Here is a 22,449-nt window from a genome sequence, read left to right as displayed (position 1 = left end):
CTTATGCCTCCTCCGCAATGGATGTTACTTCATACCCTGCTTCTTCTATAACATGTTTTAACGTTTCATCAGATATCGGTTTTAGATATGCTACCTCGGCCGAACCATTCTCTAGATTAACACTTGCATTAACTCCGTCTATTGCATTTAAAGCCTTTTCAACACGCATCTTACAGTGTTCACACATCATACCTTTGATTTTTAAAACTTTTTTCATTTTTTCAATCTCCCTTTCATTATTTTTATTATTTAAGGAATTACTTACCGTGGCCACAGTTACTGATGCATTTTGCCGTATGTCGCACTGAACGTTACATTCTGTTTTAGGTACAGTAGGTTTAAATTTTCGAAGCCTCAGCGCATTCGTAACTACGAAAAACGAGCTCATGCTCATAGCTGCCGCACCAATCATAGGAGTCAGCTTTATATGGTAGGCAGGATATAAGATTCCTGCAGCAATCGGAATACCCAAGGTGTTGTAGAAAAACGCCCAGAAAAGATTTTGCTTTATATTTCTTATTGTTGCTTTGGAAAGTTCTACAGCCGCCACCGCATCCATTAAATCACTTCTTATAAGGACGATATCCGCAGATTCAATGGCAACATCTGTTCCGGCACCTATGGCTATTCCTACGTCGGCTCTTGCCAAAGCAGGTGCATCGTTAATTCCGTCGCCAATCATAGCAACCTTTTGTCCCCGGCTTTGAAGCTCTTGAATCTTTTTATCCTTTTCATGAGGCAGCACTCCCGCTATTGCTTCATCAATCTCCAACTGCAGGCGTATGGCTTCTGCCGTCTTAGGGTTGTCTCCTGTAAGCATAACTACTTTAATGCCCATTTGTTTAAATTTCTGAACAGCTTGGCGGCTAGTAGGTTTTAAAACATCTGCAACAGCAATAATCCCTAGTAATGTATGAGCGTTTCCAAAGTAAAGCGGGGTTTTACCTTCATTTGAAAAACGGTCTGAAAGCTCAATAGCCATGTTTATGTCAATTTGCTTTTCTTTCATAAACTGCTCATTTCCCGCAAAGTATGCCATCCCCTCAAGATATCCCTCTACGCCTCGGCCGGGAATAGACCTGAATTCATCAATTTCTATCAGCGGAATTTCTCTTTCTTTGCAATAACTTAAAATAGCTTCTGCCAGTGGGTGTTCTGAATTTTTCTCTAATGCCTGGGCAATTTTCAAAAGTTCTTCTTCGGATTCTGCCCCGCAAAGCACAATATCTGTTACCTGAGGCTTACCTTGTGTCAATGTTCCGGTTTTATCTATGACAACGGTGTTTATACTGCAAAGCGCCTCCAAAGCCTCTGCCGACTTTATTAATATTCCGTGCTCTGCCCCCCTTCCGGTTCCGACCATTATCGCAACAGGCGTAGCAAGTCCCAATGCGCAGGGGCATGAGATAACTAAAACCGATATCCCTATTGACAAAGCAAATTCAAAACTGTAGCCTGCAAAAAGCCACGCTATGCTTGCAATAAGCGCAATACAAATCACTGTGGGGACAAAGACGGCGCTTATCCTGTCTGCGAGCTTTGCTATCGGAGCTTTCGTGGCATTTGCATCTTCCACCAATGCTATTATTTTAGCAAGTGTCGTATCTTCTCCCACTTGTGTAGCCCTAAATTTAAAAGCACCTGTTCTGTTTATAGTCCCTGCACTTACCCTGTCTCCAGGCTGCTTTTCTACCGGAATACTTTCACCAGTTAATGCGGATTCGTCCACGGCAGATTGCCCTTCAATCACTATACCATCCACCGGGATTGAATCTCCAGGGCGTATTACTATAATATCTTCTACTTTGACCGACTCTACCGGGATTTCTTCTTCCAAGCCGTCCCTTTCTACCCTGGCGGTTTTTGGCGCAAGGTCCATCAATTTTCTAATAGCGTCTGTGGTTTTCCCCTTGGCTCGAGTTTCTAAAAACTTTCCTACTGTGATAAGGGTTAAAATCATGGCTGCTGATTCAAAATATAAATCATGATAGTATCTGTGGACTAATTCAAAATCGCCGGCACCCAAACCATAACTCATGCGAAAAATGGCAAATACACCATAGATAAGGGCCGAGCCTGAGCCGATAGCTATCAGCGAGTCCATATTTGGATGACCTTTAAATAAAGTCTTAAAGCCTATTGTGTAAAATTTACGATTAACAAAAGCAATTGGTAATACCAATAAAAACTGAGCAAAGGCAAAAGAAACCGCATTTTCTATGCCGGATAAGAAAGACGGCAGCGGCAGATTTAGCATATGTCCCATGGATATATACATTAGAGGTATCATAAATAAAACAGAAACCTTCAAGCGCAGTTTCATATCCTCTATTTCCGCATCTGCCAAAGTTTTAGCTTTAGTTGTTTCTGCTTTTTGCTTTATTCCATTTTCCTCTTTTAAAGATGCCCCATATCCCGCCTCTTCTACAGCTTTTGTTATTTCAATATCTGAAGTCTTTTCATCATCGTATTTAACACGCATGCTGTTTGTCAGCAGGTTTACTGTCACCGACTCTACACCATAAACCTTTTTTACGCTGCGTTCAACGGCCGCAGAGCATGCAGCACATGTCATGCCGGTTACATTATAAGTTTTTTCCACATTCATTTAAATGACCCCACTTTCTATACACCCCCTCAGGGGTATATGTGGGTACATTATATAGCTTTTTCTAAAAAGTGTCAATGGCTCTGCCCAAAAACAAACCGACGGATTATAGTTGTAATATCCATCGGTTTTATACGGTTAAAATCTTTTAAATTATTACCTCTCACTTTTAATATTAATAAGCTCAGCCAAATTTTAAAATCTCATCACTATGACACAGCTTAATTCATTTTTGCTATTTTCTCCAGAAGAACTTCTATATTAGCAGGTATGCAAAGTCGGACATAATTTCTGCCTAAGTTGGTAAATTCATCTCCAGGAGCGGTTATGACTCCATGTTTTAAAAAGTAATCATATAGGTTTCCCTTATCTTTGCACCCAAGGGTAAGTATCGGCACTTCAAGACCAGTTTCGGATATGGTAAATTTCTCCTTGCACATTGATAAAAGTCTTGCTTTGTTCTGCTTTATGTCTTTTCTGCATTGTGATATAAATTCAGTATCCCTTAATGTTTCAGTTATTATATTACTCATAATATCAGGAAAGACAAATGCAGGTATATTTGCAGTATTGTAATATTCTTTGAGGCGGCCTTTAACAATAAGGTAACCTAACCTTATATTAGCAAGCCCCATGCCTTTTGAAAACGAGCGTACTGTCAGTAAATTATCATATTTTTCACAGATACTTATAGCTGAATTTGAAGCACCCATATAATCCCCATACGCCTCATCTACAATAACAGGTATCCCATAATTTGCTGCTCTTTTGACAATCTCCTCTATTATTGCAATCTCCAAAACTTGACCTGTCGGATTGTTTGGATTGTCAATATAAATGACATTATATGAGTCATTGATTGCATCTAAAAATCTTTCATAGGAGAATTTAAAATTTTCTTCTTCTCTCAAGCCAATGAAATTATAAACTCCTCCATATATTTTTACTAAGTTTTCATACTCCGAAAATTGCGGGCAATAACCCAGTACTTTACTGCCATTTTCTATAAATAATCTGTTCAATTTAGCTAGAATTCTTACAGATCCTGCTTCTAAAAAGATTTCATTTTCCTTTAATTTAGCCACACCTGACCAAAGATTTATAATGGCTTTTTTTATTGCGGTATATGATGTATCGGGATATTTAGCAATACCTTCCCAGTAAATATTACTAGTGGCTTTTTGTGCCAGGGTTGAACAGCCATAAGGGTTTACTCCCAGAGAGCAGTCTATAACATCATCTTTTTTTATTTTATATTTTGCTAATTCCTCCCATGGGTCTTTTGTATAAGATTTGGGTTGAAAGTCATGTAAAATCGGTCTGATTTTCCTTATAATCTTGTCAATAGATATCATCCCTTTATTTAACTTTCTTCTGATTCAGCCGGAAACGTTGCAAAACCTACAAAGGCATATATTATAGCAATAATTGGAGCGATAAAGGGGAGATAGCAATATGGGATATATTCTAAGCCAACATTGAGAACATTTTGCGCATAAACCGATGCAACTCCCCACGGTAATGCTCCGCACATTAAGGTAGCACCGGTTTCAAGAGTTCTCGAAAGAACGCTGGTGTGTATCTTCATATCCCGAAATGCGGGCTCTAAAGTCCTGCCGGGAACTATAATGGATACCATCATTTCTCCCGTTGCAAGCAGCATTATATATGCACTTGCCAGTGAAGCTAAGATTAAGTCTCTTGGCTTCTTTATATATTTCATAAGGTTTTCAAGTAATACTTGTAATATCCCACACTTTTCTAATATACCTCCCATAGCAGTTCCCGCCATAATTATGGCAACAGTACTCATCATAGAATTTATCCCACCTTGAGTAAGGAGCTTATCTATAAGCTCATGACCGGTGTTAGAGATAAATCCATTAGCTCCTACCTCAATTATGCCTGCAAGACTAGCTCCTTGAGTAAATATCGATAAAGCACCTGCCGAAATAAAACTAATCATCAGTGCAACAATGGCAGGCACCTTTAATACTGAAAGGATAATTACAATTGCCGGCGGAATTAAAGTCATAATAGAAAGATTAAAATTGCTGCTTAGAGTTGTCAAAATGCTTTCTACAGTTCCAAAGTCGACACTTCCTGCTGTGGCATATCTATGTCCGACAAAGCCGTAAATTGCTAAACAAATTGCCACACCGGGCCCTGATACATATAGCATTGAGCGGACGTGGTCGAATAACTTGGTTCCGGTCATGGCTGCCGTAAGGTTAGTAGAGTCTGACAGTGGAGAAACTTTATCTCCAAACATAGCACCGGAAACTATAGCTCCTGCTGTTAAGGCACTTGGAATACCAAGGCCTTCGGCAATGCCCATAAGGACAATACCCATAGTCGCAATCGTGCCGAAAGAACTGCCTATCAATACAGAGGTTAATGCACAAAGCATAAACCCGGCAGGCACAAATATTTGAGGCGTAAGTAGTTTTAATCCATAATAAATCATAGTTTGAATAGTACCGCCTAAAATCCATGTGCCTATAACCATGCCGATTACTATAAGGATTATGCAAGCACCTAAGCCATTTCTCATCCCATCAAGCATACCTTTTTCGATGTCTTCCCAAGAATAGCCTAAATAAAAGCCTACAATAACAGCTGCCACAGTTCCCAGCACCAATGCCGTTTCAAGAACAAGAGCAGTCTTAATAGAAATCAAAATTACCGTTATTACTAACAATAAAGCTATAACAGCTTCTTTCAAGGTAGGTTTCCTTTTTTCGATATCATTTAGCATGTTTGGTATCTCCTCTCAGATATATTAACTCCTGCATTTAGTAACAGCATGACTATTTTAACCGGCTTGCCGGATTGTTTATGAAGGCCTTATCGCATTTTGACAATACCTTATTATTTTAACACATATTTAGTTCAATAATATTATTAATTATACCATAAATAATCTAACTTCACTTTAGCAACCTTTTTTTCTAGGTTTATATTCAACACAGAGCCCCGATATATCATCATAATCAAATATTTTTGTATTGATTATTGCAAGTAGTGGGCCTGGTGCAGGTGGCAGGGGAATGATGGCTAGCTCAACTTCTATACTGAATTTTGTAAGAGACAGGGTCGAAAATATAAAGCAACAATTATAATCTTGTGGGGTGGGGTAATGCCTAACCAATAGTAATGGCGATTATATGTTTTTGATCAAATTTTTTATCTCTTTAACTCCTTCTCCTGTTATCGACGACACAGGAAAGTATTGCCCTTTCACCCCACACATTTTTAAATATTCCGCAGCTTTTTGTATGTTAGATTCCGGCAAATCTACTTTGCTTATTATTCCGTACACCGGGATATTGAACATTTCAGCAAAGCCTGGAGGGGTTGTAGGTTTAGAGCTTGTGGAATCCTGGACTACAAATATTGCATCGGCATCCATTGCTGTTGTAATTACTGCGTGATTTAAACGTCTTATGTCCATATATTCCCCTGGAATATCTATAAAACCATCTTCGAAAGTAAGCGCTTGGGTTTTTACAGCTTCTCCGCAGCCCCTCAGTGTTTTTATAAGGGTGGTTTTACCCGACCCGGAAGCGCCAATAAACATAACTCTTTTCTGCAATTCTTTCACCTCAAAATTAGCAATATATTTTACTATGGTTTTTCTATCTTTTAAATTATACCATTAATACTTGAAATTAAATATAAAAGCAGCTAATAGCGTCGCTATTAGCTGCTTTTATATAAATATCATGCAGCTATTTTTGTCTTAGAATCCGCGTTCTTAGGAACAAAGAGGCTTGCTACAATTATAGCGGTAATACCTCCCACCAATTTACCCACTATCATAGAGAATATCATTTCCTGTGCTACGCCTGCCGCAAAGCCTAGATGGTCGCCAAATGTAAATGCTGCACTTACTGCAAAGGCAACATTTAGAACCTTGCCGCGATAATCCATATCATGCATCATCTGGAACATGGGAATATTATTAGCCAATGTAGCAACTATACCGGCAGCTGCCACATCATTCATACCCAGTGCCTTGCCCATTGCCATCAAAGGCTTTTTAAATACTTTTGTTATAACACTCACCATAGGAAAAGCTCCGGCTAATACAATTGCAATGCTTCCGATTACTTCTATCCCCTCACTAATCGGAGCCATGCCGGGAATGATTACGATACCTGTAAGAGTTTCGACTATTATTGCTGCAAGACCTATTGTTATTACTACTACAACTCCCTTACCGAATGTATTAAATCCATTTATCATCTTATCGGGTATTTTCCATAGACCTATGGCAATTAAAGCAGCTACGATTATTATCGGTACAAGATTACCTACTATCATGCTGATGGGATATCCGGCTACCAATCCTCCTGCAAGACAGCCAATAGGTATAGTAATAATACCTGCTAAAATCCCTGTAGCAAGTGCTTTATGATCTTCTTTTTGAATTATGCCCAATGCTACCGGTATAGAAAACACAATCGTCGGTCCCATCATCGAACCTAGAATTATTCCTGCAAAAAGACCCGCTTCTTTAGTCTGAGCCATTTCCATAGCTAATGGAAAACCACCCATGTCACAAGCAAGAAGGGTTGTTGCAAACATGGCAGGATCAGCCCCAAGAGCAGAATATATTGGCACCACTACGGGTTTTAGTATTTTAGCTAAAACCGGCGCTAATGATACCACGCCTACCATTGCAAGTGCTAGTGAACCCATGGCGTTGAACCCTTCTTCAAACTGCTCGCCTAAACCATATTTATTCCCAAGAATTCTGTCAATGGCACCTAAAACCATAAATATAACCATAATGTCAACAATGATTTGGTTTATACTCAACTATTCTGCACCCCTCTCTATTTATAAGTATTAAGATAGAAGATTAATACATAAAAGCTTACATTAACACCACTCCCTTTTTTGTCATATATGTAGTAATAACAAGAACAGCAACAGATTTTTATTTACTGGCTCTTGTTAAAATTTTTTACATTAAACGACCTTGCTGGCTAATATATATGCTTACTTATCCTAAATCTTTACATCGCATTTCGCTATAACGCTCTTTATAATTTCATTTTTCATTGAATCAGCAATCTCTTTTTCATCACAACATTCTTCAATTATCTTTTTAATCTGCTCAACTTGACAATCCTTGGTTCTTACTTTTATTCCTGCAGCCATTAGGGCATCCTTAGCTCCTGGCAGTACTATGGTTTCATCATCAATGTAAATTTCTTTTGTACCTTCAAAATACAATTTATCTACATCCTGCCTGGTTAAAACTTTTTTACCCATTCTTTCACCCCCTTAAAGCAGCGCTTTTAGAACATCTTTCGCTATCGAAGGAATCACAACACTCTTCACTAGCATTCCTTCTGGCTCCGCTTTCTGACGACCTGCATCTACTGCCGATTCCACAGCACTTACATCACCCAACATAGTTACATAGGATTTGCCTCCAAGACCCATGGCCGGTCTTATTTCAACAAGTTTTACTCCACCGCTTTTCACAGCAGCATCGGCAGCTAAAATACATGATGCAACGGAAAAGGTTTCAATCACACCTAAGGCTCTAAGCATTCCGACAGCATCATCAATAATCACCGCTGCCTCTAATGCTGGGAATACATCCTCATGAACATTGGAAATTAATATAGAGTCTGCTAAATAATGCCCTATAACATCACGACCTGCTTTTAAAGAGCTTTTTACTGCTGCTACATCGCCACCAATTAGGACTATAAATTTACCGGGGCAAATAGGTCTAGCCAAAAACAACTTAACCGCCGCCATCTTTACCATGGCGTCAGCTGCTTCTATGCCGCCTGCTATACTAATCGATTCTATAATACCTATAGCATTTTCCATTAAGATTCCTCCCCCCGGATAACGATTTTATCTTTATTACTTTGTATTACTGTCCCATCTATACTGGCATGAATGTAGCAGCCTAGTTTGTCTTCAGGGACCTTACCTATTATTTGACCCCTGTGAACTTTATCACCGGTAACAACAGTAGGAACTGCCGGTGCTCCCGTATGCTGTTTTGTGGGGATGCAAACCTCCGGTGGCTTTACAAAATTTCCATCAACTAATGGTGCAGGCCTGTCAAAAGCCGTAAGCTCTAATCGCGTCTTTAATCGAGCGGTAGGAATCTTCCGCCATTCTCTTGCTTCACGAGGCTCAAAGGCAGTCTTACCTGCAGTGTACTTTATGCCTGCCGCTGCCAGTTCTTTTTTAATAACTTGATTGACACGTCGTGGCGAAAGATGTTGAGGGCATGAATAAGCTTCACATAAACCACATTCGCAACATAGAAGAGCTTGTTTTATATAGTTATCTGAAAGCCTAAATCCTACTGTAAGCATAATCTTGCTAGGTTGCAGGTTATGACCCAAAAGGTATCGGGGGCACTGCTCAGTACAGTATCGACATTGTATGCATGAAATCCTTGCCATCTTTAAAATGTATTCCATGTTAGATTCTTTGACAGTAACGGCAGGATGATCCTTAGAAAAAATCAGCAGCCCACCTGTCGTTTTTACAATGGGAAGACCTGGATTTATAATGTTACCCATCATAGGTCCACCATCGATAATAACCTTGCCTTTATAATCTACTCCTAAAAAATCCAATAACCATCCTATATTAGTTCCAACCGGTACTTTTAATGTTATTGGATTTTTAACATCGCCGCCTACCGTTATAAACTTATCGATGACAGGTGTATCTTCTTCAACAGCATTGTATACGTTGTATAAAGTTTCAATGTTATTGACAACCGACCCTACCAAGAGAGGTATTCCTCCTTCCGGTACTACACGACCAGTAACATCATAGACCAGCACTTGTTCATCACCGGCAGGAAAAAAATCTCCCATTTCAAAAAGTCTCACATTAAAATCGGTATTGCTATTCAATTCTGTTTTTAATGCTTTCAAAGGATGCTTGTATTTTCCCTTTAAAGCGATTATTGCTTCGCCGGCACCAGTAAAGTTTTTAAGGTAAGTCAAGCCTTTCAAAACCTTATCAGGAAAGCGGGACATTATCTCCTTACTCACGTCAAGCAATGGTTCGCATTCAGCACCATTTGCTATATAGTAGTCAATACCACCTTGTTTTAGTTTTGCATATGTTGGAAATCCTGCACCTCCGGCTCCTACTACACCCATTTCTCTCAGTTTTTCACGCACTTGCAAGTTCACCATCTCCTAGCTGCCCGAATCTATTTCCATCGAATCAATAATGCCTACAACTGCTGCATCCACCGGCATTGATTCATCAGACACTTTTCGAGCTGAACTGCCCGATGCCACTATCACTAACTCACCCTTACCGGCACCTATATTATCAATTGCTACAAATGGTTCTCCAATTTCTTTTTGTTGCTCATCAACCCGCACTACTATCAAAAATTTCTGACCTTTTAGGCTTTCTTCCTTACGTGTTGCCCAAACATTGCCCTTTACTCGGCATATCTGCATCTATTTCACCGCCCATTCGATAATTATCTTATTATCTCTTGCAGTATCTTGAGCCATGGGTGTGACAATGGTCTTAGGCGGCAAGATAATTCTTTTGAGCCCTGCTGATATCGCCTTATATATAACCTCTGCAGTAACCGGAGCCTTGTCTTCTAAGATAAAGGCATTTGCTTGTATAGGTTTATCGGGTCCTACAGAAATCTCGGATTCACATTCAATGCAGGTTGAAACTGTTTTTACCGCATTATCATCTTTTTTAATATAAAGGACTTTATCGACCAGTTCTTCAGCTTTGCACATATCAACTCCCAATTGTTCCACTCGCTTGAGTATTTCTCCAACCATACGGGCATAGGTTGCAGGCATAGATTTTAATGGGATTGAATCAGTAACAGCAATAACTCTTTTTTTAAGTAGAAGACCACAGGCAAGTGCTTCAGTGGCCACCGAATCCCTGATACCGATAGCTGCCTTTGCAGCGGTATTCTGGGTTAGAGTGGGGAATATTACCGTATTTGTTTTAGATAGAGCATCATACAAGTTTTCATTTAAAATATTCTCAAGCTCTATATCCTGTTGAACACGCTTTCTACCAATGGCTTTCTCTGCCGCTGATGTAAAAATAGCATCAAAACAATATTTATTCGAAAGTGTCTTTAATTGAGCTAGCACCACATCTAAATTCCCGGTTCCTCCGGTAAAAACCAATAGCAATTTTCCCTTTTGCACTTTTTGCTCCTCTTGACTTCCGGTAATTCCGGTTTCTTTTTCCATTTTTCTTATTACTTCACGAACAACAGCTTCAATAATAGGCCTCAACGTTTCTTGATTCAACGCTGCTCACCCCCAAACAACTTAAGGCTATTCCTAAAGGCGTTACCAATAAAGGATCACGTGGTTTAAATGTGGGTATATTCAACTCGCTTTCAATGACTTTTTCAATGCCTTCGAGACAGCATGTTCCTCCAACTAAATAAACGCTGCTGATATTAAAACCTCGAATTTTATTTTTAATAATACTTGCCACTTTTTGTACCACAGGCTTTACCATAAACATAACTTCTTGTTGGTTATCTGCTTGTTTTTTAAAATCTTCCGCTTCTTCAAAGCTTATTTTTTTAGCACCAGCTATAACCAATGAAAAATGAGTACCACCAGTCGGTTCATCAGTGGTATATACTACTTCACCATCCTGAATAATAGCAATCCCGGTTGTGCCACCTCCGATATCTACAACAGCTCCGTTTTCAATGCAAAGTACATTGTTGGCGGCTGTAGGCTCATCCACCATGTTTATCACTTCAAATCCAGCACCCTCACACACATAAAAATGTGATTTTACTGTGCTTTTTCCAGTATCCGGCGGAAAAGCTCCGGCTGCCTTTACCAATTGTGTACCCAGCTTTTGCTCTAGCTCACTCTTAAGTTCCCTAAGCATGCGGCTAGCTCCTGTGAAATCCACTACTACGCCATCACGCACCACTTGAGCAAAGCGGTAAGTTCCCGCAACCGGATTTCCTAAAGAATCTATTACAGTAAGAACCATATATGCAGTTCCTAAGTCAATACCTGCATATATTTCTCCTTTAGCAATTCCCGGCCTAGTCATACATTTTTCTAAATGTTCAATCAGGTTGTCAGCTTTTTCCATAGTAAACATGGTTAAATTTCTCCTATCTCCAAATATACCGTATCATTGTTTTTTATACATAAAGCATTGGCTTCATCGATATCTAGATGGCACTCTAGAGCATAATTTTCATTAACCCTTACAATTACATCGCCTAAAACGCCTCTGCGCATACCTGTACTAAACCTTATTCGAACAAGCTGTTTATCTTTTATGCCATATCTTTGTGCATCGGCAGGCAACATATGAATATGTCTTCTTGCAACTATTACACCTTGAGTAAGCTGAACCATACCGCAAGGCCCTGCAATATATATTCCGGGAGTACCTTCAATATCTCCTGAATCTCTGACCACAGGTTGAACACCCAAATGGTAACAATCTCCTACCGATACTTCCAATTGACAGGCACGGCGCTCTGGACCTACTACTCTAACAGAATCAAAATGTCCCTTAGGGCCTATAACTTTAACTGTTTCCTCAGCAGCAAACTCCCCTGGCTGGCCCAGAAATTTTTTAATCTTAAGAGGATTGTCGCCAAAAAGGATTTTTCTAGTATGCTCATCTACATGAATATGCCTGTTGGAAACTGTTACTGGAATTGGAATCTTAATTTCCCGAGCAATAATTTCTTCAGTTATTAATTTTACGATTTCATCGTTTTTCACGGCTAAAACCCCTAACTTTCATATTTCCCGGCCTTAAGGCGGCACATCATCACATAAATAGCACTACTCATGCGATTTAATGCTTTTACTATATCTTCCCTTTGTAAACCTTCGGTTAAATCAAAGAAGGCTTCAATTGCTGCGATTTCTGTTTCTCTTACTTGTGTCCTGATAAAATTTAACTGTGCCATCATTTCTCCCATCTCATATGATGGCATAAAATGTGACACGCCAAGGTTTTTTTGGGGATTGTGAGAAATTTCCCGAATATCCTGTTCTGTCAAGCCGAATAAAACAAATTCATTCAGCGGTTCTGACAAGACCTCAGCCCTTAAAATATTCCTGGCTAAAGTTAAAATTTCTCCCAAGTCGCTTACCATATTTTCCATTTTTAATGCTTTTGCTTTCACCTGCGCATTAATTATATATGCTTCTAGAGAATCTATTTTACCTCTAAGCTTTATTCTGGGATGGCATTTCGGGACTAAGTTGTTAGCATATAAATGCGTATAAGCCTCGGGTTTTTTATCAGTTCTAACTCCTGCTCCCATTAAAAGATATTTAGGCTTTTTTACTGCTTCATCCTTGCTATCCGGTTTGCTATCTTGTTTAAAATCCTTTTTAACTTCTTCCGGTCCGACCTTTTCATCATCGGAAAAAACTATGTCAATCTTATTTTCCGAAAGAAAACTGCGAGCAGCCGGTGTAAGGATAGTACCTGATGGTACCCTGTAAGTTGTAACAGAACCCATGTTTTTAAGATTTGTACGCAGGTCGATTTCTGTTAAGACTTTCACATTTTCACCCTCCCCACGGCTTAAAATCTTATCTGCGTGTAAAGCTATAAAAGTTGCAATATCAGCCGTCAGATAGTAGTGTTTACTCTCCATTACCATTACTATCTGACGGCCCTGCTTATCTTGTTAAGCATCTATTTCTACTAGAAAATGCACTTTTTTATCATCTTAATAATTCATAAACATGCATCCAATAACACACAAATTAGTATTATTCTTTTCTATCAAGCCGTGGTAAGATGTATTCCACATCTCCATGAGGCCTTGGAATTACATGAACAGAGATGAGTTCACCAACCCTTGCGGCGGCAGCAGCTCCGGCATCTGTAGCCGCTTTAACAGCACCTACATCGCCTCTTACCATTACCGTAACAAGACCTCCTCCTACATGTTCTTTACCAATAAGATATACATTAGCAGCTTTTACCATAGCATCGGCTGCCTCAATAGACGCCACTAATCCTTTTGTTTCTATCATCCCTAATGCAATCTGACCATCTGCCATTTTTATCTTGCCTCCTTAAATTTTATCAAGAAATCTTTTTAAGGACTTCCATTACAATTTTTTTAATCAATTCTTCATCAGAACCGTCATCTGCTTCCGCAGATAAAAGTTGTCTGGTTAGTTCATCTGGACTCATTATTTCATACGCTAATCTCTTTATATTAAGAAGATTCATAGGACCTATGTTATCAGAGGTTGAATTACCTCCAAATGTTCCGCATCCTAGAGTAAGGGATGGTGTAAGTCCCGTTGTTCCGCCTATGGCGCCAAGACATGACGGCGTATTTACTACAATTCTAGATGCGGGCTTTTCTAAGGCAAAACGAGTTATCACTTCTTGGTCTTGCGAGTGTATTGACAGGGTGTGCCCCATCCCACCTAAAGCCAGTAGTTTTTTTGAAAGTCCACAGGCTTCCTGCCAGTTTTCAACTTCATAATAAGCTAGGACCGGGCTGAGTTTTTCTCTGGAAAGGGGATAGTTCATACCCACTCCACTAAGTTCAGCAATTAGCACTCTTGCATCTGATTTTACTTTTACACCTGCTTGTTCTGCAATATGAATCGCAGATTTTCCGACAATGTTCGGACTTAAGCTTCCATCAGCGCGAAAAGCAAATCGTTCGATTTTATGCATATCTTCTTCAGTCAAAAATACCCCACCCAGCTCATCTAAAGACTTGCGAACCTCATGTGCATTTAACTTTTCGCATATAAGTGCTTGCTCTGAAGAACAAATCGTTCCATAGTCAAAAGTCTTGCTGTCAAATATCGCCTTTACAGCTTTTTTAACATCAGCGCTCCTTTCGATATATGCCGGAACATTACCGGGGCCAACACCGAAAGCCGGTTTGCCCGAGCTGTATGCGGCTTTTACCATACCGCTTCCTCCGGTAGCTAATATTACGCTTACGTCCGGATGTTTCATAAGTTGGTTTGTTGCCTCTAAGGTTGGATAGTTGATACAGCCTATAATTCCCTTTGGTGCACCGGCATGGACCGCAGCTTTATGCATGATTTCAGCTGCCTGACAAGTGCAATCCACAGCTCTTGGATGAGGGCTGAAGATTATGGCATTTCGCGCTTTTATTGATATAAGTGATTTAAAAAGAGCAGTAGAGGTCGGGTTTGTCGTTGGGGTTAAAGCAGCAATCACACCAGCAGGTTCCGCTATGTGACAGACTCTATTTTCTTCATCAGTATGAATAATACCGACAGTTTTAAGATCTTTTATACTTTCATATACCCTTTTTGTGGAAAATAAATTTTTTATAATTTTATCCTCATATTTACCTATATCGGTTTCTTCTACTGCCACTTTAGCCAGCCATCTAGACGCTTTTATCCCTTCTTCAGCCATTGTTCTAACTATCTTATCTATTTCTTCTTGAGTAAAGGTTGCTAGAATTTTCTGAGCTTCCTTTGCCTTTTCAACAAGATTTCTTACCTCTTGAATTGAAAGTAAATCTTTATCAATATTCATCATTTCTGATTATCCCTTCCCTCCTTTTCAATAAAATCCATCAGGGTGATTATCAAATCCTTTTTTCTCATACTGGAGATCTGGGATTTGTCTACATCTTGTATTGGCAGTGCTCTTATCACTTTACGCAAAGCCCTTACGCCGTATTTATCCAATCGCTTATCACTATCAAGAGTCGACTCTTCCCTAGTGCCTTTCAGCATTTCCCTTAATCTCTCAACCGCTGCCTTTAATTCATCTTCAGTATATAACTGGCTATCTTCATCAGTCATATCTTCTTCGGTTTTTGTTTCTTCATCATTATCATCATCATTATCAGCGGTTTCTTCGTCTGTCAGTCTCCCATCCTTATCGGTATCTGGCATATCTTGTTCTGTTTTTGGCATTTCTATTTCTTTTTCATAGATAGCCTTTTTATCTTTTATTTCATCAATAATGTTTAGTGTATCATCGGCAGGACGCGGTATAACATGACTTGCTACCAACTCACCTACTTTAGCTGCAGCAGCTGAACCTGCATCTACTGCCGCTCTAACAGCTCCTACGTCACCTGTCACAATAACGCAGATAAGACCACCGGTTGTAAAGCGATATGATATAAACTCAACATTGGCCGCTTTGAGGCTAGCATCCAATGCTTCTATTGCGGCAACCAGGCCCCGAGTTTCAATAAGGCCTATCGCATTTTTGATCATAAATATCACTCACTTAATATCTCTTTGGATATGCAGCAACTTCCATAACTGCTGCCGCAAAAGCATCACATGCAGCTTTACACGCCGATTGGCTTCCTGTTAAAAGAGCACCGGAAAAGTTGGTCTCGGAAGGCGGTGCAAAGAAAACTGTCATACTAACTTCTGCCGCTTTTATAGCCGCATCTACGGCATATACTGCTTCAATAGGAGGAGCGATAAGATAAGCCAAGGGTTCCCCTTCTCGAATCTCACTCATTGCCGAAAGATATGAACCTGTTCGGGATATGCACTGAGCATAAAAGGCTATTTCACCTTCTTCGTCAGCTGCCCAGAAGCATGCATCATTTTCAGCAAAATCTATTGCTGCATTTATGCCGCTTTTTACCTCGGCAGGGTTGGGTCCGGCAAGTATTCCGATGAATTCACCGGAGAGCGGTCCGGATGCATGCGCTGAACCTGCATAAAAAGATTTGGCATATACCACTTCTACATCGGCTTTTTTTGTAGCCTCATCGATAGCAGTATATCCTACATCATCTATCGACATGGTTAACATTCCTATGCTCCGGTGTTCAGGTTTTAAATTAAGTTCCTTTTTTAAAAAATCATTGATATTAGGAATGAGCTTTACTGCAAGTACTTCAGCCTTAATAGGTTTGAATCCATACATTCTTTTTACCTCCTTTTACTTATTCAGTTTTAAGCCACTTGCTTTTGCATCAAAAATCTTTTTAACAATACTTGCCACGTGAGCTCCCGCTTCTATTGGCGGAAGGCCGCCGTCATGGATATTGGAAACGAGAGTTCGGTCAGATTCGATGGTATTTTTATTTGGTTTATAGCACATATATGCACTCATACTTTTGGCTGTAACCAAGCCCGGTCTCTCTCCTATCAGTTCTACCAATACCTCTGGATTGAGTAGCTCACCGATCTCATCCATCACAGCGACTCTGGCATATTTTACAAAAAATGGCTTACCCATTTTTAATCCATAATTTTTAATTGCAGCTTCAAACGCAGGAATAAAATCCATTGCATTAGCCTCAATAGCTCTAGAGCTAAGTCCATCGCATACAACAAATTGCACATCAGGAGATTTTGGACATTCTTGTAATATTTTTTCTTTTGCCTCTTCAGATAACTTTCTACCTAAATCAGGCCGTGTAAGATATTCATCCTTATCTTTAACTACAGTCTGCACCGTAAACAAACCGAGTTTTTCTATAAGTTCTGGGTCAACCTCTTTTAAGACCGCATCTTTAGCTGCTGCTACATCCATCTTAAACCTAAGCCATGGATTTACTTTAAATCTAGTCCCTGCTCTCCAAATACCTATGCGAGCCGGAGAAGTACTCTTCAATCTTGCCAGTCCCTCCGGGTCCTGAGGATTTGGTATTTCCGTCCAAGTAGTCAAATCTCGAAGCCCTAAGTCAGGCAACATTTCGCCATTATCGGAATCTTCAACGGCTTTGGTGGGCTCAGGATTTGAAACGTCCAAACACTCTTTAGTTTCCTTTAGGTTAAGCTCTTTGATTACACTTTCCACTAGTTCTCGAATATCTTTTTCTGATATCATTTTTCTACCCCCTCACTTCAAGAAAATGGTAGGATCTCCGGCTATAGCTGTCAATTTACCATCCTTCATTATCCCCATTTTTTCCAACCATGGTTCAAATTCGGGGCTCGGCCTAAATCCGAAGACTTGCCTCATAGTAGCTACATCATGGAAGCTACCGCATTGATAATTAAGCATTATATCATCACCCATAGGCACTCCTATAAAATAGTTAGTTCCTGCAACAGCTAAGAGTACTGCCAAGTTTTCAATATCATCTTGGTCAGCTTTCATATGATTTGTATAGCAAACATCAACGCCCATAGAAATTCCTGTAAGTTTTCCCATGAAATGGTCTTCAAGGCCGGCTCGTATAACCTGTTTGCTGTCATATAAGTACTCAGGGCCAATAAAGCCAACAACAGTATTAACAAGCAGCGGTTTATACCTTTTAGCCAAACCATAACAACGAGCTTCCATTGTAACTTGGTCGGCGCCATGGTGTGCGTTAGAGGAAAGCTCTGCACCTTGGCCTGTTTCAAAGTAGAAATAATTGGGGCCTCGGCTTGTACCATACTTTTTAATTAGCTCATAAGCTTCATCTAAGATTTCTACAGAAATTCCAAATGCTTCATTCCCTTTTTGACTTCCCGCTAGGCTTTGGAACACTACGCCTACCGGAACTCCCCTCTTAATACATTCAATCTGGGTAGTGACATGTGCCAAAACTGAATGTTGAGTAGGAATATCCCATTTTACAATTATGTCGTAAAGTGTATTTAAAAGTTTTCCGACATTTTCCGGATCATCAATTACAGGATTTATACCAAGTACTGCATCTCCAATGCCATAGCTTAAGCCTTCGTAAGTTTCTGCAATAATTGCATCCACATCATCGGTAGGATGGTTGGGCTGAAGTCTAGAACTCAATGTTCCCGGCAGTCCTACAGTCGTATTTGCATGCGCAACTCTTCTAATCTTCGCTGCACCAGCCACAAGATCCATAGTGGAACTTAGTTTGGCTACTCCGGCTATCATTTCACTGGTTAAGCCTTGGCTTACCCAATCGATATCATCCAATGTTGTTTTGTCATCATGTATAAACTCTTTTAATTCGCCTACTGTCCAGCTTTTTATTTCGTTATAGGACTTTTCATTAACTTGGTCTTGAATCACTCTAGTAACTTCATCTTCTTCATATGGAACTACCGGATTATTCCTAATATCTTCTAAGCACATATTAGCTAAGACTTGCTTTGCCGCAACTCGCTCCTCATCGGACTCGGCGGCTACACCGGCTAGTATATCGCCGGATCTTTCATCATTGGCTTTTGCCAGAACTTCTTTTACATCCTTAAATTTATAAACTCTTCCTCTTATACTTGTTTTAAGAATCATTCTACCTACCCCCTTTTAGCTATTAGAAAATACTAAGGTTTTAATGACTACTGGAACTACACCGCCATCATAAAGTGGCTTACCTATATCAATGTAATCTCCCTCCTTCATAGTAAGTTGGTCTATGGAAATAACAGGTCTCGGCTTGTTTAAGCCATTTTTTAAAAGATTTCCGAAGGCTTTACCTATATCATCTTCACAGATGATTACAAGCGGACCTTTTTGGGTAACTTTTCTAGCTGCCGCAGCGATTGCCTGAGTTAAGCCCTTTATTTTATAAAAAGAATTACCGAAGGCTTTTGATATAACAATCGCCGGCATAATTAGAGTATCTTGAGCGGAAAACTTATCTGCCTTTGCAATTATCTCAGAAGTTACAGCATCAAAATCATCAGTTGCTGTCAGGTAGATGGCCGGCAAATCTCTAAAAGGCAACACATCCGGATCTGAAACATATATCGTAGAACCACTAAGCTCCGTGGTATGTACACCTGCACCAATTACTGTAGCATATATAGTTTCAGCAGGTTTTAATAGCTTTATTGAATCACTGTGGATAGCTTTTTTTACTTCAATCGCCAATGCCGGACCTAAATCGCCAAATCTTGTCATGCTATCAGCATCGGCAATATCCTCTTCGTCATATATTAAACGACCTACTCCGCCTGAAAACATCACATATTCAGGTACAATATCTTCTACTAATTCCCCCAATGCCAGTTCTCTTGCAAGGTTATTTGGCTTGCCTTTTAAGATTGATATTAATGCTTCAGCCAAGGCAGCTCCTATTTTTAAAATCTCACGCTGTGATAATATTTTGCCTTTTTCTAATGTAATGCCTAGGTGCTTTGATGTAATTTCTCCTCCATTAATAAAACCTTGTACTTTATAAGTCCATGGCTCAAATCTAATCAACCTACCTCCTATATCAGCACACAGTGTAGTGATAAGTTTACCGTCTTTAAATACAGAAATATTGCTTGTACCGCCTCCCACATCAGCATTGGCCACTACTTTATGCTCTTGAGCCGAGTAAGCCGCTGCCCCGGAACCTAAACCTGCAATATATGCTTCCAAATGAGGGCCGGCAGTAGCCACTACAAATGAACCTGCCATCCGAGAGATAGCTTTTAAAACATTTTCGGCATTATCCTTTCGAGCTGTATCACCGGTGATTATGACTGCTCCAGTCTTTATTTCCTCAGGGTTGACTTGTGCTCTTTTATACTCTTCTTTCACTATTTTTTCGATACCGTCAAAATCAATGGTAACTTCATCAAGTAATGGTGTAAAATGAACATCACTGCGATAAATTATCACTTTATCAATAATTTCTATCTTAGGCACCACAAAGCCTGATGCCACATTTTTAATTTTTAGTTTACTTACAACAACGGTAGTGGTAGTAGTGCCAATATCTATACCGGCACTAAATATTTCCTCGATTTTGCTCATATATTTCACCTTCGCTTTCTTTGTAGAGGAAATTTATTAATATATAAAAAAGCCCTGCTCATATGCATGAAAAATTTCACACATATGGCAGGGCTGCTTTGCCCGAAGAAAGACCCCATTGTCTTTCAGTTATTTATAAAATTATAATTACTACAAGCTTGCAACTTCATTGCTCAATATTATGCTTTTAGCTATTTCTACCATATCCATACGTTTTTCCATACTGAGCTTTTGAATCTTCCTGTAAGCTTCCTTTTCTTTCATATCATACTTGTCCATAAGAACTCCCTTTGCTACTTCGATTATCTTCCTTTTTTCCAGTTTATTCTTAAGGTCGATATTTTCTTCTTTTAGTTTTTGCACACCTTGCCACTTAGCTACTGCCACTTTTAAAGCAGGATAGACCTCACTTTCCTTTATTGGTTTAACTAGATATCCATACACGCCTATGGCAGTTGACTCTTCAATTAGTTCCGCCTGATGATATGCGGTAAGTAAGACCACCGGGCAAATCTCCTCTTCTATGAGTATTTTTGCCGCTTGCATACCATTTATACTGCCGGCCATCTTAATATCCATAAGGGTTACATCTGGTATGATTGAACGTGCTAAATTTACTGCTGTTTCACCATCCGAAGCTTCAGCTACAACAATGCAGTTGTTTTCAAGTAGTATCTCCACCAAGTCCATTCTGATTATCGGTTCATCATCCACCACCAAAATCCGCATGCCATACCTCCTCTGTCAGCAAAAAAGGAAATCTGACTTCAACCCTGGTGCCATTTTGTTCAACAATATTTATAATTCCTTTAAGATCTTCTTCTACTAATGTCCTGATAATATTTAATCCCAAACTGTTAGCTTTATTAAGGTCTTCTTTATTAAAGCCTACACCGTTATCGTCAACAATCAATATTACTTCACTATTCTCCTGTCTTACTTGTATGTTTACTGTGCCACTCTCTCTACCAATAAAAGCATGCTCTAAAGCATTGTGCAGCAACTCATTGATAATCAAGATAAGCGATGTGGCTTGCCTAGAAAAGAGCATGAATGAGTCGCAAGTCAGGCTAACTTCTATCTGCTTTTCATGATCCAGCACGCCATTTGTTATCATTTCTAGCATTTGCGTTAATGTACTTGATACATCCACCATGTCCATGCCTTCCTTTGAAAGCACTTCATGAACTACCGCAATGCTCATAATACGGCTTATGCTGTCATGCAGGGCTTTTTTTGTCTGCTCGGAGTCTGCTCTTCGGGCTTGAAGCCGCAGAAGACTTGCAACTGTCTGTAAATTATTTTTTATCCTGTGGTGAATTTCTTTAATAACTACTGATTGAAGCATCAACTCTTTTTCTTTTACACGAATTTCCGTAATGTCTCGGATAAGCATTAAAGCTCCAGCAGCCTTTTCATCAGCACTTTTTAACGGAACTGATGTAAATGCAAGATTTAATCCTCCAATTTGAGATTCTATATACATTTGTTCTGCCAGAACATCATATCTAAAATCAAGTTCTGGAAGTATGTCAATTATTTTCTTTCCCTTAATCTCTTTGCCTCTAAAGCCTATCCTGTCAAACACATCCCTTGCAGCAATATTATAATAAATAATTCCGCCTTTTTTATCAAGGATAAGTAGACCGTCCGGAATAATGTTCGAAATCTTTCCCTCAGCAAAAGCCACATTAAAAAGGGTTTCGGAAAGATGCTCCGCAGTTTCCATTAAATCCTTTACTTTCTTTTCCTGAGTAACCTGCTCGGTAATATCCTGTTCCATTATTAAAACGCCAATGGTCCTTGAGTTTTTATTTGTTATTGGAACTACGCTTTGCTTGATAGGCACGCCTTCCTGACTAATACCTCTCATGCCAATAGTTGGAAGGCCTGTCTGCATGGTTCTTAAAACTGCCGGCTCGTTTTTTCTAAGTGCAAGCTGTCCTGCAACTGGGAACCTATAAAGAGAACGAGCAGTTCTGGGCTTAGCTTCGGCTACTACAATTGCGGCATTAGGGTCCCTGGTTACACAATCGATGAATATATCCGCTTGAGTAAGGTCTGCCATAATTTGCAATAGTTCTGCAATTTTTTCTATTATCTTTATATCGTCAGGCTTTAAGTCTGCATATTGCCTACAAATTTCGCCCACATCTTTTGCAGTGATAGCCATAAGTTTCACC

Annotated in this window: 21 protein-coding genes and 1 pseudogene; all 22 read right to left on the bottom strand. The window is 39.6% G+C overall.

Annotated features, from left to right (window positions below; translation table 11 throughout):
* Nucleotide 1: 1 nt before the first annotated feature.
* A complete protein-coding gene (locus BUC45_RS03095; protein ID WP_296970217.1) occupies nt 2-2,608 on the bottom strand; it encodes a heavy metal translocating P-type ATPase in 2,607 nt (868 codons plus the stop codon).
* A 221-nt stretch (nt 2,609-2,829) separates the two neighbouring features.
* A complete protein-coding gene (locus BUC45_RS03090; protein ID WP_296970215.1) occupies nt 2,830-3,963 on the bottom strand; it encodes a histidinol-phosphate transaminase in 1,134 nt (377 codons plus the stop codon).
* A gap of 8 nt (nt 3,964-3,971) precedes the next feature.
* Nucleotides 3,972-5,366 (bottom strand): Na+/H+ antiporter NhaC, encoded by a 1,395-nt coding sequence (gene nhaC / locus BUC45_RS03085; RefSeq protein ID WP_296970213.1) that lies wholly within the window; start codon nt 5,364-5,366, stop codon nt 3,972-3,974.
* A 405-nt stretch (nt 5,367-5,771) separates the two neighbouring features.
* Complete coding sequence (locus BUC45_RS03080) at nt 5,772-6,212, bottom strand: EutP/PduV family microcompartment system protein (protein ID WP_296970211.1); 441 nt, start codon at nt 6,210-6,212, stop codon at nt 5,772-5,774.
* Nucleotides 6,213-6,331: 119 nt separating this feature from the next.
* Nucleotides 6,332-7,432, bottom strand: a complete 1,101-nt coding sequence (gene eutH, locus BUC45_RS03075) for an ethanolamine utilization protein EutH (RefSeq protein WP_296970209.1) — start codon at nt 7,430-7,432, stop codon at nt 6,332-6,334.
* Nucleotides 7,433-7,624: 192 nt separating this feature from the next.
* On the bottom strand, nt 7,625-7,891 hold the full coding sequence (locus BUC45_RS03070) for a hypothetical protein (protein WP_296970208.1): 267 nt from the start codon (nt 7,889-7,891) through the stop codon (nt 7,625-7,627).
* A 12-nt stretch (nt 7,892-7,903) separates the two neighbouring features.
* A complete protein-coding gene (locus tag BUC45_RS03065; protein ID WP_296970206.1) occupies nt 7,904-8,464 on the bottom strand; it encodes a BMC domain-containing protein in 561 nt (186 codons plus the stop codon).
* Nucleotides 8,464-9,789 carry a 4Fe-4S dicluster domain-containing protein gene (locus BUC45_RS03060; protein WP_296970264.1) on the bottom strand — a complete coding sequence of 442 codons (1,326 nt, stop codon included), beginning with the start codon at nt 9,787-9,789 and terminating at the stop codon, nt 8,464-8,466. Before BUC45_RS03060 ends, BUC45_RS03065 begins: the two co-directional genes overlap by 1 nt.
* Before the next feature lie 18 nt (nt 9,790-9,807).
* Entirely contained in the window at nt 9,808-10,080 is a 273-nt protein-coding gene (locus BUC45_RS03055) for a EutN/CcmL family microcompartment protein (protein ID WP_296970204.1), read from the bottom strand.
* On the bottom strand, nt 10,081-10,914 hold the full coding sequence (locus tag BUC45_RS03050) for a flavoprotein (protein WP_296970202.1): 834 nt from the start codon (nt 10,912-10,914) through the stop codon (nt 10,081-10,083).
* Entirely contained in the window at nt 10,883-11,740 is an 858-nt protein-coding gene (gene eutJ / locus BUC45_RS03045; RefSeq protein ID WP_296970200.1) for an ethanolamine utilization protein EutJ, read from the bottom strand. Before eutJ ends, BUC45_RS03050 begins: the two co-directional genes overlap by 32 nt.
* 2 nt (nt 11,741-11,742) lie before the next feature.
* The gene (gene pduL, locus BUC45_RS03040; RefSeq protein WP_296970199.1) at nt 11,743-12,378 is read right to left on the bottom strand and encodes a phosphate propanoyltransferase; all 636 of its coding nucleotides are present in this window, start codon (nt 12,376-12,378) and stop codon (nt 11,743-11,745) included.
* An 11-nt stretch (nt 12,379-12,389) separates the two neighbouring features.
* Nucleotides 12,390-13,268, bottom strand: coding sequence for a hypothetical protein (locus tag BUC45_RS03035; protein ID WP_296970198.1), 879 nt, complete (start codon nt 13,266-13,268; stop codon nt 12,390-12,392).
* A gap of 118 nt (nt 13,269-13,386) precedes the next feature.
* On the bottom strand, nt 13,387-13,680 hold the full coding sequence (gene eutM, locus BUC45_RS03030; RefSeq protein ID WP_296970196.1) for an ethanolamine utilization microcompartment protein EutM: 294 nt from the start codon (nt 13,678-13,680) through the stop codon (nt 13,387-13,389).
* 25 nt (nt 13,681-13,705) lie between these two features.
* On the bottom strand, nt 13,706-15,163 hold the full coding sequence (locus tag BUC45_RS03025) for an acetaldehyde dehydrogenase (acetylating) (protein ID WP_296970194.1): 1,458 nt from the start codon (nt 15,161-15,163) through the stop codon (nt 13,706-13,708).
* A 428-nt stretch (nt 15,164-15,591) separates the two neighbouring features.
* A pseudogene (locus tag BUC45_RS11980) lies at nt 15,592-15,855 on the bottom strand (BMC domain-containing protein); the annotation flags it as partial.
* A 13-nt stretch (nt 15,856-15,868) separates the two neighbouring features.
* Nucleotides 15,869-16,525 (bottom strand): ethanolamine utilization microcompartment protein EutL, encoded by a 657-nt coding sequence (gene eutL / locus BUC45_RS03015; RefSeq protein WP_296970193.1) that lies wholly within the window; start codon nt 16,523-16,525, stop codon nt 15,869-15,871.
* A gap of 15 nt (nt 16,526-16,540) precedes the next feature.
* On the bottom strand, nt 16,541-17,434 hold the full coding sequence (gene eutC / locus BUC45_RS03010; protein ID WP_296970191.1) for an ethanolamine ammonia-lyase subunit EutC: 894 nt from the start codon (nt 17,432-17,434) through the stop codon (nt 16,541-16,543).
* Between the two features lie 12 nt (nt 17,435-17,446).
* Complete coding sequence (locus BUC45_RS03005) at nt 17,447-18,811, bottom strand: ethanolamine ammonia-lyase subunit EutB (RefSeq protein ID WP_296970189.1); 1,365 nt, start codon at nt 18,809-18,811, stop codon at nt 17,447-17,449.
* A gap of 15 nt (nt 18,812-18,826) precedes the next feature.
* A complete protein-coding gene (locus BUC45_RS03000; RefSeq protein WP_296970187.1) occupies nt 18,827-20,266 on the bottom strand; it encodes an ethanolamine ammonia-lyase reactivating factor EutA in 1,440 nt (479 codons plus the stop codon).
* 150 nt (nt 20,267-20,416) lie between these two features.
* Nucleotides 20,417-20,995, bottom strand: a complete 579-nt coding sequence (locus BUC45_RS02995) for a response regulator (RefSeq protein ID WP_296970185.1) — start codon at nt 20,993-20,995, stop codon at nt 20,417-20,419.
* On the bottom strand, nt 20,973-22,439 hold the full coding sequence (locus BUC45_RS02990) for a sensor histidine kinase (RefSeq protein ID WP_296970182.1): 1,467 nt from the start codon (nt 22,437-22,439) through the stop codon (nt 20,973-20,975). Before BUC45_RS02990 ends, BUC45_RS02995 begins: the two co-directional genes overlap by 23 nt.
* Nucleotides 22,440-22,449 lie beyond the last annotated feature (10 nt).

It is taken from the genome of Tepidanaerobacter sp. EBM-38 (assembly GCA_001896545.1).
Lineage (GTDB): Bacteria > Bacillota > Thermosediminibacteria > Thermosediminibacterales > Tepidanaerobacteraceae > Tepidanaerobacter.
Note: the sequence above shows the minus strand (reverse complement) of the source record. Positions and strands in the feature narration are given on the sequence as shown.